This window comes from Leptothoe spongobia TAU-MAC 1115, from assembly GCF_018739885.1.
Classification (GTDB): domain Bacteria; phylum Cyanobacteriota; class Cyanobacteriia; order Phormidesmidales; family Phormidesmidaceae; genus Leptothoe; species Leptothoe spongobia.
Map to the genome: position 1 here is coordinate 19,503 of NZ_JADOES010000010.1, position 13,244 is coordinate 32,746.

Annotated in this window: 12 protein-coding genes; 8 read left to right on the plus strand and 4 right to left on the minus strand. The window is 47.8% G+C overall.

The genetic code is table 11. From position 1 onward, the window contains the following. Positions 1 to 214: 214 nt before the first annotated feature. Both IXB50_RS07170 and IXB50_RS07175 read left to right on the plus strand, forming a co-directional pair. Positions 215 to 1,264, plus strand: coding sequence for an aromatic ring-hydroxylating oxygenase subunit alpha (locus tag IXB50_RS07170; RefSeq protein WP_215608271.1), 1,050 nt, complete (start codon positions 215 to 217; stop codon positions 1,262 to 1,264). An 85-nt stretch (positions 1,265 to 1,349) separates the two neighbouring features. Further along, positions 1,350 to 1,907, plus strand: a complete 558-nt coding sequence (locus tag IXB50_RS07175) for a hypothetical protein (RefSeq protein ID WP_215608272.1) — start codon at positions 1,350 to 1,352, stop codon at positions 1,905 to 1,907. A gap of 91 nt (positions 1,908 to 1,998) precedes the next feature. On the opposite strand, the gene IXB50_RS07180 is transcribed toward IXB50_RS07175, so the two are convergent. Continuing rightward, positions 1,999 to 3,228 carry a glycosyltransferase family 4 protein gene (locus tag IXB50_RS07180; protein ID WP_215608273.1) on the minus strand — a complete coding sequence of 410 codons (1,230 nt, stop codon included), beginning with the start codon at positions 3,226 to 3,228 and terminating at the stop codon, positions 1,999 to 2,001. Positions 3,229 to 3,900: 672 nt separating this feature from the next. On the opposite strand from IXB50_RS07180, the gene IXB50_RS07185 reads away from it, so the two are divergent. Both IXB50_RS07185 and IXB50_RS07190 read left to right on the plus strand, forming a co-directional pair. Beyond that, positions 3,901 to 4,191: a hypothetical protein gene (locus IXB50_RS07185; protein ID WP_215608274.1), complete on the plus strand. Its 291-nt coding sequence runs from the start codon at positions 3,901 to 3,903 to the stop codon at positions 4,189 to 4,191. Next, positions 4,178 to 5,686 carry a GUN4 domain-containing protein gene (locus IXB50_RS07190; RefSeq protein WP_215608275.1) on the plus strand — a complete coding sequence of 503 codons (1,509 nt, stop codon included), beginning with the start codon at positions 4,178 to 4,180 and terminating at the stop codon, positions 5,684 to 5,686. The genes IXB50_RS07185 and IXB50_RS07190 overlap by 14 nt, the downstream gene beginning before the upstream one ends. 181 nt (positions 5,687 to 5,867) lie before the next feature. Here IXB50_RS07190 and IXB50_RS07195 read toward each other — a convergent pair whose 3' ends face one another. Beyond that, positions 5,868 to 6,653 carry a transposase gene (locus tag IXB50_RS07195; protein WP_215608276.1) on the minus strand — a complete coding sequence of 262 codons (786 nt, stop codon included), beginning with the start codon at positions 6,651 to 6,653 and terminating at the stop codon, positions 5,868 to 5,870. Positions 6,654 to 7,081: 428 nt separating this feature from the next. On the opposite strand from IXB50_RS07195, the gene IXB50_RS07200 reads away from it, so the two are divergent. Then, positions 7,082 to 7,498: an element excision factor XisH family protein gene (locus tag IXB50_RS07200; protein WP_215608362.1), complete on the plus strand. Its 417-nt coding sequence runs from the start codon at positions 7,082 to 7,084 to the stop codon at positions 7,496 to 7,498. Further along, positions 7,486 to 7,821, plus strand: coding sequence for a XisI protein (locus IXB50_RS07205; RefSeq protein WP_215608277.1), 336 nt, complete (start codon positions 7,486 to 7,488; stop codon positions 7,819 to 7,821). The genes IXB50_RS07200 and IXB50_RS07205 overlap by 13 nt, the downstream gene beginning before the upstream one ends. Positions 7,822 to 7,829: 8 nt before the next feature. Here IXB50_RS07205 and IXB50_RS07210 read toward each other — a convergent pair whose 3' ends face one another. Beyond that, a complete protein-coding gene (locus IXB50_RS07210; protein WP_215608278.1) occupies positions 7,830 to 8,396 on the minus strand; it encodes a Uma2 family endonuclease in 567 nt (188 codons plus the stop codon). Positions 8,397 to 9,292: 896 nt separating this feature from the next. Here IXB50_RS07210 and IXB50_RS07215 point away from each other — a divergent pair. Next, the gene (locus IXB50_RS07215; RefSeq protein WP_215608279.1) at positions 9,293 to 10,096 is read left to right on the plus strand and encodes an SDR family NAD(P)-dependent oxidoreductase; all 804 of its coding nucleotides are present in this window, start codon (positions 9,293 to 9,295) and stop codon (positions 10,094 to 10,096) included. A 930-nt stretch (positions 10,097 to 11,026) separates the two neighbouring features. Continuing rightward, positions 11,027 to 11,707: a late competence development ComFB family protein gene (locus tag IXB50_RS07220; RefSeq protein ID WP_215608280.1), complete on the plus strand. Its 681-nt coding sequence runs from the start codon at positions 11,027 to 11,029 to the stop codon at positions 11,705 to 11,707. Positions 11,708 to 11,785: 78 nt separating this feature from the next. Here the strand turns inward: IXB50_RS07220 and argH are convergent, their stop codons facing one another. Continuing rightward, entirely contained in the window at positions 11,786 to 13,174 is a 1,389-nt protein-coding gene (gene argH / locus IXB50_RS07225) for an argininosuccinate lyase (protein WP_215608281.1), read from the minus strand. Positions 13,175 to 13,244 lie beyond the last annotated feature (70 nt).

Below are 13,244 nucleotides of genomic sequence, written 5' to 3' on the forward strand. Positions count from 1 at the left end.
CTTATGAATTGGATTGAAAGGCTAAAGGGATTGTAATGCAGGTCATCGTCTATAGTCCCGGACAATCTAACTGAATAGGGATTAGGCTCAGGTGAGCGTCTGCGCAATAACCGCCCATAACCGTCAAAACGATGACAGACAAAGCGGTTGCGATTAGCCACCATGACAATCATATGATTTTTTACGGATAGAATTTTAGCGGATCGGCAAGGCTATGGATGCAGAAAAGGTGGGTAAATCTTCAAGGCAATATCCGCGTGGTTGTACCTTTTTTGAAGGAGATTGGGATGCGATCGCACCCTTCTGGTTCCCGATTGCCTTTAGCCACGACATCACCGATAGTCCTATTGCTGCCACGTTACTGGACCAAAGACTAGTTATCTGGCGCACCAGTCAGGGTATATCGGTCGCCAACGACCTCTGTATCCATCGCGGTGTACCCATGAGCATGGGCCACATAGACAACGATCAGCTAATTTGCAAATACCACGGCTTTCACTACGACGCCAGCGGCAACTGCACCCTAATACCGGCAAATCCCCAAGCCACCATTTCTCGACGCCTCTGCCTAAAAACCTATCCCGTCCGCGAAGCCTATGGCCTCGTATGGACCACCTTGAGAGGCAATGGCAGCGATGCCAATCTACCCCAGCTACCTGAATGGGACGAACCTGACTATCAGCCAATTTTGCCCGACAGCATCGATATCAACGCCGCCGTCGGACGTCAAATGGAAGGCTTTCTCGATGTCGCTCACTTTGCCTGGGTGCACCATCAGGCCTTTGCCAGCCGCGATAATCCGGTGGTGCCTCCTTACACAGTTACCCCTACCGCCCAAGGTCTGCGAGCAGAATATACCAGTACCGTCAGTAACTTTCCCAAAGAGTTACAGCACCGGGCCCCAAAGGATTTTGAATGGCTGCGAATATTTGATGTATTTTTACCCTTTGCCGCTATTTTACGAGTGCATTTTCCCGAAGGCGGTCGGTTGTGTATTTTGAATGCCCCCTCACCGATATCGGCCCGCCAGACCCGGCTGTTTTCTCCACTGTGTCGCAATTTTGACCAGGACCAGCCCCTAGAACCGGTTTATGAGTTTAACCGGCAGATTTTTTCAGAAGATAAAGAAGTCGTCGAGGCTCAGTATCCAGAAGACCTGCCTCTAGATTTACGTAGCGAATATCACATCCCAGCCGATAAAACGTCTATCGCCTACCGCCAAGGCTTGGCAAAACTAGGTTTGAGCAAAACTTATACGGCATAGACCACCAGTTTTTCCAAAAAACCAGAGGCCTGGGCTGAAGTGACTATAAGGGAGCATTTCACTGCAGTCATATACAGGTTTAATCATGCCAACCGACAATCCTCTTACCAATGAATCAGAGCGTCCTTTGGTTGTATGGCTGATCCAGGGGTATCTGCTATTTCTGTGTCTTGGGACGCTCTTTTCGATGGGGCTGAGCTATCAGTTTTGTGCAACCCCAGACTTGGTTGAATCCTGTTGGTCACAGGCGTTTATCCTCCAACTTTTGCTGAGCGTTATTGTGCTGACTATCCAGCTATGGCTGCTCTATGGCCTTGAGAAGGGACTACCCTATGCTCGATGGCTAATCGGTATTCTCATGATTGCTGTGGCTGTTACCAATATTGATGATATGCACTATATACAGCTCATATTTCGGGCGATGGAACCTGGCAAAGGGTTACATACACCGCCCTATGACTGTTGGCAACCAGAGAATCTTTGGAATAATGTTGTTATCTTCTGCGGTTACAACAGCTACGCCCAGCTCGCTAGAAAAGTTCTCTGGGAGCTACTCATTTTGGGACTACAAATTTTTCCAGGGGTGTGGCTGGTCGCCAGTCGTTCTTCTAGGCGTTATTTTGCTAGCAAGGTACACCAATAAGAATCATCTGTAGAGGCCCTTCGATACCAGACGCTATCAGCCAGGATTTCGTATGAGAGGCTAATGCCTTAACCTTGCCCCATCCTGGATTTTATTGTCCTTGCATCCAAGCCAGGTGGGTTTTCAATAAGTCATCTAAATTGTAGTTTTCGACAATTGTTTGTCTAGCGCGTTCTCGCATCATCTGCATTTGTTCGGGATGGTCCAAAACATTATTGACTTTCTCGGTAATGGCCTTTGTGTCGAAAAAGTCTACTAATATGCCGTTGACACCATCCTGGATAACTTCTTCCACGGGTTGTGTTTTAGACCCTACCACCACGCATCCTGTGGATAAGGCTTCTAACATAGACCAAGACAACACAAAAGGATAGGTGAGATACACATGGACTGAGGAGGCTTGTAGTACGATTAAATACTGTTTATAGGATAAATGGCCAGTAAAATGAATCCGGGTCAAATCTAAATCGAGTTGCTCTAGCATATGCTCCCGATAAGTTTTGCCATCTTTGCGAGGGGAACCGTAGGCCACTCGATCTTCTCCCACAATAACCACATGGCACTGGGGGCGGTTTTGCTGCAACTGTTCTACCACTTCCATAAACTGGGGAAAGCCTCGGTAAGGTTCCATCCCTCTGGCCACATAGGTAACAATCTCATCCACTTCGGATAAGTCCAGGGGAGACGGACAGGCAATCGGGTCGGTGGGTTTAATCACAAGTTTGGCATCGGATTTGGGACGAAAGAAGTTGGTATCGATCCCGTCATGACAAACGGTAAGTTTGTTGTGATATTCAGGTGGGAATTGTTGTTGTTGCCAATGGGTGGGGGTGAGGCCGCGATCGCAACTATACAGATCAATCAAAATCGGCGCATTACGAATCCGCAGTTTGGCCTCGGTCTCTTCATTACAAGGAAATGCAGGATCAAAATCAGTATCGCTGCCGTGGGCATGGTAGAACCACTCAAAAAAACAGAGATATTGGGAGTTGGGAAACAGGTCTTTCATAAATAACCCCGGTCCCCAGCCCGAGTGGGCATAGACAATATCCGGTTCAAACTTGTGTCGTTCTTTGAGCTGGCTGGCAACACGATACACCGCTTGCCCTTCGAGGACTGCACTTTCTAAAGGGCGAACATAATAATGAACATCAGGATGGGGCTGTCGGGTGGGTTGGTAGATGACCTTATTCACTCCGGCAATCGAACCGTTTTTGCGTGTAGTGCCAAAGACGACTGTATTCTGGGGGTCTTTGGCCAGGGTCGATGCCAGATGCCGAAACTGGGCCGGAAAGTTCTGATGTAGAAAGAGGATATTCATAAGGTGCCTTGGGCGTAGAGGCAATGAATAGACTAAACTCATGCATCAGCATCCCACAGCCTCACCCCGTCTAACCACTGATTTATTATCCTTTATAGCCAATTTTTGCATTTCCCCCTACCAGACTCCTTTACCTTCTAGTGCCCAGCCTCTGGCTGAGCACCCCCTCCACCAGGCTCCGCCTGCAAAAGAAGTCCGTCATATCACTGCATTTTCAGATCATTTCGCCCGTAAACACGCTTACAGACATTAGGGACAATTTTTCCAAATTTGGAAAATCTACCCGATATCTATCAGGGATTCTACTGAATTGGGATGTATAGACTGAAGAAGTCATTAGTTAAACATGAGATGTCAAACTCTAGTGGATAGGCCAATGGAGTTTCTGACCCCAGGCTGTTTGCTAGGCATTACTCATAGCTGATGATGTGATGGCTGCTTGTGTGTTCCCTGTTACGTAACCAAATTCATTTGGGGGATCTTTGAATTGCCCCTGGATGCCCTGTAGGGGTTGTGCCTTGTGCCAACCCCAAATTACAGGACCATATTCCAAAAAGCTGGCAAGTAATGCAATCAACAGTATGATCAGCCTTACCTTGAAGGCATCATGGCATTTTCAGGTGTATTCAGACGTAAATCGCTATGGTGTAGCTATGGTATCCCTGTTTGCCTATGACCGCTTCGAATAGCCCGCCCCCTGGGCCTGAGAGTAAGTTTGTCACGCAAATTGTGAATGCTGTTATTCGCATTACACCAGTCGGTGGCAGTGGTTGGATATTAGTCCATTTTTTGCGCCAGCAAGAGTGGATATATGCGGTACTGATGTTTCCGGTCATGTTAATTACCGGAGCGTGGGCGGCCTATACCGGCAACTTTATTAGTACCTCCAATGAAAGTGCTGGTGAACTGGGTAAACGCCATAGTCAGTCTTTTTCTAATTGGTTAGGAAATGGCTCAGGCTGATGCGCCTGATTTAGCAACACTGATCGCAGAACACCATTTACCAGAAATTAGCAGTAGTCTGAAATTAGATAAACATTGGGCAGATAAGCTGCTGCGGCAGGGCAATGCCCTGGTGATGATTGATGGGTTTGATGAAGTGGCCACTGACCAATACGAAGCAGTCGGTGCCTGGATTGATAAAGCAGTGACTACCTATGGCAACAGTGCTTTCTTTTTACTCACGTCGCGTCCTGTAGGGTATGAGCGCTATAAAAATACTCAACCCTGGATGCCATTAGAGGTCAAAGCGTTTGACGATGAACAGCGAGATGATTTCTTGCGACGATGGTATCTATGTCAGGCCAAGCTGTCCAGACCAGGGCGAGATTTGGCCTATGTCAAAACCGTCGCTGACAAAGCTGCAGATGGTTTGATCAATCAGCTTGAGCAGCGGTCTGAGCTGGCAAAAATGGCAGATAATCCCCTATTGCTATGCATGATTGCCACATTCCATCGGTTTCGTCCCAGTAGCGAGCTGCCGCGACAGCGGACAAAGCTGTACCAGGGATTTTGCCAAATGCTGTTGGCGGATCGTCCTGAATCGAAAGGTCAGCCGATGACGCTACCGGCGGAAGAGGCCCAGGCCGTATTGCAAGGGGTGGCCTGGGCAATGGTTCAAAAAGACACTATTGCCATACCGAAAACAGAACTGATAGGCTTGGTGCAAGGCTTGATGGCGCGTGAGACAGATGCAAAAGCGGCCCCTCAAAAATTTATTCAAGATGTTGAAGACGTTAGTGAGCTGTTTGTAAAACGAGAATCAGCCGATGAGGTAGAGTTTGCCCACCGTAGTTTCCAAGAGTATTTGGCGGCGGTTGAGGTCAAAAAGCAGGGCCGTGATCAGGCTTTAGTTAATCTCAAAGAAGAATGGCAAGGGGCTGTACTGTTTTATGCGGCCCAGGCAAACCCTACAGCGCTGATTAATACTTTGCTGGCTAGAGGCGATCGCACATCCTTAGCCTTGGCCTATGACTGCTGGCTAGAAAACCCTAATCGAGTGCCACCCGATGTGTTTTCAGCGCTCCAGAAACAGTGCTACGGCCAGCTAGAGCAATACATGGTCGAGGGTAACTGGAAAGCGGCAGATCAGTATACCTATCGCCTGATGATTCAAGTGTTGGGCAAGTCCTATGGTCAAGGCTTTACTGCCAAGGAACTCCTTACCTTTCCCTGCCAGGATTTACTGCGTATCGATGGGCTGTGGGTTAAGTATAGTGATGGCAAGTTTGGCTTTAGTGTACAAAAGGAAATCTGGGTCCAGTGTGGCGGTAAGCTGGATGGGAAATGGACTAGTGAAGCTTACGAAAGCTACAAAAAGTTCCGAATAGCAGTGGGCTGGTATCAAGATGATAAATTTATTGGCTATGAAAACCTTGAGTTCAACTCTACGGATAGTCCGTTAGCCCATCTCCCGGGATGGTTAGCCCATCTCCCGATAGTTCAACTCTACGGATAGTCCGTTAGCCCATCTCCCGATTGAGTAGGTTCTCGTTGATGGTCTTTTCTCGCATCCAGGCTTGCAACATGTGAGCAGCAAGGACTTTAAAAAGTTCCCAAACTAATTTTTCAGGCCCTGAAATTCCTGATTTACCGTTACTCCTCCGCAGCGTTACCTGGCACCATGAGGTCACTGGTACTCAGTCTCTGGCTGGGTATCCCCCACCAGGCTCCGCCTGCATTTTCCCCCCTGGCCGCCTATTAGCCTCAACGAACTTCTTCGCTACTGTTTCCACCTCACTCTGGTCAGGTACAGCTTTTTCCCACAGAGTTTGCTGCCCAGGACTGGTCCGTTTAGATTTTTTCGCTTTCTCTGGGGCTAGCCCCGCTAGTAGTTTGCTACCCCACCGAGGTTTTGGCTCTGGCTTGGGTTTAGGTTTATAGTTTCGACAAAACTTATGGTAGGCATCGGCACATTCTTCAAGCGTGGCCCCCAGGTCCAAAAAAGCAGGATGCCATTCAGTCAGACCATCGTCAGTCAAACGATGATAGCTACCATAGTTGCTAAAATCATAAAAAAAGCCATGCTGCATATTGGCCGCTTTAGGATTGGCATGGATATAGCGGATGGTATTCAACGCACGACGGAAATCATCCATGGCAAAATTGTTGCTGTGATAGCGTTTTTCCCAAAAATGCCCCGTACGTCCGAGCATTTGGTTAAAGCACATGGCCGTATACCAATTGATCCAGTGCATAATTTTGGGTAGCTCATAGGGCTGGGCTGGTGCCAACAAATAATGTACGTGATTGCTCATAATGCACAAGGCATAGAGATGAAAGTGATATTTCTCTTGACACTGCTGAATAGCATAGAGAAATACATTGCGACATTCTTGCTGTATTAGGCGAAACTCTCGATTATTACACCGCAACGTGACGTGATAGCAACAATTAGATTTCAAAATGCGTTGTTTTCGTCCCATGGTCCAGGTTCAGTCTGTCTGCCAACAACAACATTTAATCTTGCCATGTTGTTTTCTCCTCACCTCCTGGTGCCCAGCTTCCGGCTGAGCACCCCCACCCCAGGCTCCGCCTGCTAATCACAGGTGGCAGAGCCACAGCACCGTTCACCAGGCAGAGCCTGGGAACCAGTCCACGGGCATTGCTTGCAATGCTCCTACACAACAACCCTGGCAATCCTCACAGATTCTGTAGAGGCATCCCCTTGTGGGTGCCCTGGATGACCTATGCCACTCATCCGACTGTTCATTCAACGATCGGCACACGGCAATCACGATCGAAGGGCAAGACCTTGACGGTAAGCGCAGTCGAACCAGACAAGGTCATTACCTCTACTATTATCGAATACACAAGTGCTAGCATATTAAGGCTTAATCACAGTCTATTAACGATGGCCAGAGATGTTTTCCATCAGCAGGTCAAAAACGCCCTGATCAAAGATGGATGGCAAATTACCCACGATCCATATCCCATCCGCATTAGCGAAGCCATTAAGCTACAGATAGATCTGGCCGCAGAAAGCACAGTAGCTGCGGAACGAGGCAGCGAAAAAATAGCTGTCGAAATCAAAAGCTTTGTCAGTGAGTCAGACATTAGCTCATTTCATATGGCTCTGGGGCAGTACCTAAACTATGCTCAAGCTTTAGAAGAACAAGAACCCGATAGACTCATATTTCTAGCACTGCCTGCTGGCACGTATGAGGATTTCATTCAGTTACCTTTTATTCAAAGGTCCATACAACGCTATCAAGTAAAGCTCATCGTATACGAACCCGAGTCAGAGGAGATTCAGCAATGGATAAACTAACTCAGTATCAAAATGCGATCAAACAAATCCTGAGCGATCATGCCGACACCTCTCCATCAACCGATACCGTCCAAAACCAGCTTATCTTTGATGATAAAAGAAGACATTACCAGCTAATCTACGTTGGCTGGCAAGGCAAAAAGAGAGTATTTGGCCCCGTTCTACACTTTGATATTCAAGACGGCAAAATCTGGGTTCAATACAACGGCACAGAAGCCCCTGTCGCCCAGCAGTTAGTCGCCTTAGGTGTTCCAGAGTCCGATATTGTTCTCGGCTTCCATTCAGAGTTTAAACGTCAATTCACTCCTTATGCAGTGAGATAACGATCAAACTAAGGAAACAACCCATCCAATTCCAAAACACAATCCCCCATCGGCAGCTCCACATTTTCCGTCGCCAAATACGTCAGCTTCTGCCGATAGCCATAGTTTCCTTGACTATCCTGATACGGCTCACGATAAACCTCTAACTGCCGATTGACCAAATTAAAAATCCAATATTGTCTGACTCCCGACTCCGCATAGAGCGACAGCTTGTTGCCACGATCATAGCCCAGCGTCGAGTCCGAAATCTCCATCACCGCCCAACAATCATCTGGGCCAGGGTGCCTCTCTAAATAATCATCCTGACGATACTTTGCGACGACTACATCTGGCGATGGTTCACTGTGTTCCGATAACATAATCGGCTCCTGCCCCCGCACCGTCGCTCGTTCCCCTAGCAATAAAATCAGTCGCCTCACCAATCTCGTATTGCACACAGAATGAGGTGTACGCTTTGGAGACATTTCAATTAGTTCACCCCGAATTAACTCAACCGGTCCATTGTCAAAGAAACCCAACTCACCCAACCGGTGAAACTCGCTCGTTGTAAATCGCTTGACAGATATAGCAACCATTTCTAGACCTTGGGCACAGCTCTAATATAACGTCTGCCCGTTCATGGCCACTTACTCCCACACAAATAGCCATGGTCTGATGTCTGCGTTATCCACCATCAATGATCTCCATCACTACATGATCATTTTGAATAGGTTTCCCCATTGCAAATTATTGTTTCCCATAGGAGAACCATTCATTCTGAATTCGAATACTCTTCTCAAATCTGATTACAAATCATTTCCTCTCCCTTTGGTTACATTAATTGGTTCAAAATATCCGAACCCTGTTATTCATTTTTCTAATGCTAGGGGTGATGCCCCTTACGCAAATTTTTACCACCACAGAAATATGGAAGATTTTTGACAAGGGCTGAACAGCCTGAAACCATTGGACTTTGCCAATTCAGCCCCAAGCAAAGGTATCGTAAAACACTTAAATGGTGTGATGCAGATCGCCATGGGGCTGGAGTAATTTTAAAAAAATCGGAAATTCTTGAATCTCTTTTACAGCAACACTCTCAACCAAACCAAAGGCCAAATATTCGCTAAAATGTCATGCTCTTGTTAAATAAATGTTGCAGCTATTGTTTCGAATTGCTAAGGTGTGACCCATGAATTGTTTTGTGATGCCGTTTGAAATGATCACCCAGGCATCATCAATGTCTAAGTTGCAATTCATCTGTCCCGTCGCTGATTTGGAGAATGATTGTGTCAGTTGTTACGACAACTCATCAATAGACCGAAACCTGGTTCATACCAGAGATCAGCAACGATTTACATCGAGAGGATTTCAGTAACCATAAGCGAATTCCTCTACGTTCCCACCCCCAAGAATATTTCGACATCAGTACAGCTCTGGTTCCTACCTGCCTTTTGATAGGGCTCGGTACCAGATACCTTTGGAGATTTTTAAAATGGATATGCAAGGAAAGACGGCCCTGGTTACCGGAGCCTCACGGGGTATTGGTCGTGCCATTGCCATCGAGCTGGCCAAACAAGGTGCTAGCCACATTTTGCTCATTGCCCGCAATCTTCAGAAGCTGAAGGAAGTGGCAACAGAAATTCGTCAGTATGGAGCCCAGGCAATTCCTCTCTCCGTTGACCTGACCGAGCCAACATCTGTCAATATTGTTGTCGCTCAGGCATGGAAAGACTATGGTCCATTTGACCTGCTGGTAAACTGTGCCGGTATCGCCTACCAGTCCAATTTTCTCAAAACCAATCTCGGTCAGGCCCATGCCGAACTTTCCACTAATCTGATGGGACTCTATACAGTTACCTGGCTCGTGGGTCGTCGCATGGCCTCCCGGCGTCGGGGCACCATTGTCAATGTGTCTAGCCTTATGGGTAAAGTAGCGGCTCCCACCATGGCCACCTATTCTGCCACCAAGTTTGCCATCGTTGGCTTCACTCAAGCCCTCCGTCATGAGCTTGCCCCCCATGATGTCCGAGTGGTGACGCTGCTGCCATCACTCACTGATACTGACATGGTGCAGGAGTTTAATTTATTTCGCTGGGTCCTGCCTCTGAGCACAGAGCAAGTGGCTCAAGGGTTGATCACCGGTCTCAAATCCCGTCACCCAGAAATTACTATCGGCTGGCAAAGTCATATGGCCCTATGGTTCCATCGCTTTTTACCCCAGGCTATGGATGCCCTCATTCGTCTAGCTAGTCCGAGTCAACCGACATCCACATATCCACGGGCTAAAGGAATCTAACGTTCTTAATCCATCGAACACCCAGGCCGATTGCCAACAAGGCTTGGGTGCTCGAATCACCCATAGACTTCCAACCACTCACACTTAAACCTTGTCCACGTCCAGGACGGTCGTTTTACCGTGGGGAAAACTACAGGTTTCAACTTGGACGTGGGTTAGTACGTAGATCCACCCATTTGGGCTTTTTCTACCCCCTTAGATAATCAACATTCCATCCTCTACATTTCCTAAATTAATCCATTTTTAAAGCAGGTCCACAGTCACTTCTTGGCCATGCTTAAGTGCGATATTCAAGAACTTATGAATCCATCGAATATGTCAATCTAAATGTTGTCAACCCATACTTCATCTCATCCATCAAATCCGTTCACAATACCGTACATCCCATATACGGCAAGACCTACAGACTTCAGACATTGATTTAGTTAAACAAACAATGAGTTTCTAGAAGATGCAATTCTTTATATTTTATTCAACAGCTTAATTATCTATCAATAGGCCTACAAATCAGCATTTTTTACTATATTTTTCAATCCTCAGAAAAAAACATCTGTTCATAGCTTTAGACATTATTTGTCAGCCAAGTAGTTATACTGATAGGGTGTAACACCCCCCGTATAAGGTTTCGTAATTACGAGCGTTCAAGTGTTTAGGACTCACTGCAAGATTGTTAAATCCACAGTTGTCCTGATTTGAGAACAGTGATCCGGAAAATCATTTAGTGGTTTGGATCTATTCCTGCATAGAAGGTGGGTTTGCTTTAACGCTTTCATACCTTTTTATGTTTGGAGCGTTTCCTGAGTGTCACTTTATATACGTGTCACCAAATCGAATGTTGGATCCGACATCGGTTTCAACATTACATAGGTCCAACCGACCTGATTGAGCAGGCTTTATGCCAGGATTGTTGTTAAGTAGGTGACAAATACCATGGTTGATGTGAAAGCACCTCCCCCGCGGGAATACATTAACGTCATGGAAATTTTGGTAGCAGAAGAGGTGGAGCACCAGCTACGCCAGCTACCAACTCGTATTCTCAAGTATGTCAAACCGATTGAGGTAGAAACTTACGCCTTAAATCGGTTGCCCTCTCTGTATGCCGCGAGCGAGAAAGGCTGGCATACTCAATATCAGAAGGCCAAACACGAACTGCGTAAGGAAATTTATAACGCTGTAAGGCAGGCGATTGCCGCTGTCCAGGTTGATCCTCTCCGAGCCTCTCGCCCGTTGATCCATCATCCTTCGCCACCATCTAACGACGCACTTCTGCTGGAGCAGTTTCGAGCCGCCTTAGGACAGCCGAACCTTACCTGGGAATCGTTGCTACGCAAGTGTAAGCGGGCTGGAGCAGCACGGCGAGAGTCGATGGCGGACAGACAACGGCCTCCTACCCAAACAGCCGAACCCTACGCAGCTGAACCCTATGCAGCTGCATATGCCACAGGGCATGCCACCTCCCATGATCATCACTCAGATAACCATGGGACAGTTTGGCGGCCTGGCACCTATGGTGAAACGTCCTGGCATCCCAAACGTGACCATGGTTATCACACCCCTACAACGTCTTCCTCCGTATCGGGATACGACTGGAACGATTCTCGGTATCGGTAAAGAAGAGAGTTGTGAAGGGTGGAGTGTTGCCCCCTCTGCTCCCCCTCCTCACTCTTTTTTTTCAATCGCTAGTTCTAACTAGCTTTCCACTATCTTCTGGGCCTTGGCTAGTGCTTGTTTAACTTGCTCAAAACCGGTACCGCCTAGGCTATTGCGGGCAGCGACGACTTGCTGCGGTGAGATCGCGTCATAGATATCCCCTGCAAACGCTGGATGAATCGCCTGCCATTCGTCTAAAGTCAAGTCTTTCAACAACTTGCCAGCAGCCAACGAGGTCTTCACTACAGTCCCCACCAGATTATAGGCATCGCGGAAAGGCACCCCCTTGGCAGCTAGATAATCTGCCACATCAGTAGCATTAGAGAAATCGCTCGCCACCGCCTCTGCCAATCTTTGAGGCCGAAACTCCAACCCCTGGTGCAGCAAAACTGTCATAGCCTGCAGACAGCCCTGCACAGTATTAACGGTGTCAAAAAGGGCTTCCTTGTCTTCTTGTAAATCCTTGTTATAGGCCAGGGGCAACCCCTTCATCATGGTCAGTAGCCCCTGCAAGTGACCAAATACCCGTCCGGTCTTGCCTCGTACCAGCTCTGGGACATCGGGATTTTTCTTTTGGGGCATAATGCTCGACCCAGTGGAGCAACTGTCCGTCAGAGTGACAAACCGAAATTCCTCTGAGGCCCAGAAAATAATTTCCTCAGCCAGGCGGGACAGATGCACCATGATCAGGCTGGCAGCCCCGGCAAACTCGATGGCAAAGTCGCGATCGCTAACGGCATCCAGGCTATTGGAGTAAATGCGCTCAAACCCTAGCTGATCAGCCGTGTACTGACGATCGATGGGAAAGGGAGTACCGGCCAATGCCCCTGCGCCCAGGGGAGAGATATTGACGCGCTTAGCGACATCTCCTAGACGCTCATAGTCGCGCTGGGCCATATCTACATAGGCCAGCAGATGATGGGCTAAACTGAGCGGCTGGGCTCGCTGTAGATGGGTATAGCCAGGAATTAGGGTTTCTACATGGTCGGCAGCATGGGTGAGGAGGGCTTTTTGGAAGTCTCTGAGCAAGGTGCGGAGGGTATGGATATGCGATCGCAAATACAACCGAATATCTGTACCGACTTGATCATTACGTGAGCGTCCTGTATGCAGCTTTTTCCCCAGAGGACCCAGCAATTCAGTCAGTCGTCGTTCCACGGCAAAGTGGACATCTTCCTCATCCACTCCTGGGATAAAGCTACCCTGATGATATTCCTGACGAATCGTTTCCAATCCATCCACCAACTGCTGACCTTCGGCCTCTGAGATAATACCGACCTTGGCTAGCATCTGGGCATGGGCCTGGGACCCCGTCAGATCATATTCAACCAGGGCAATATCAAATCCAATACTGGCATTAAACTCAGCAATCACCGGATGTAACCCCTGATCAAACCGCTGACTCCAGGGGGTGGATGACGTACTCAAAGCGCAAAATCTCCTGCAGGTAATAAATCTGTCAGGTTAGTTAGGACAACGGGTATCCCTGAAAGTCTTA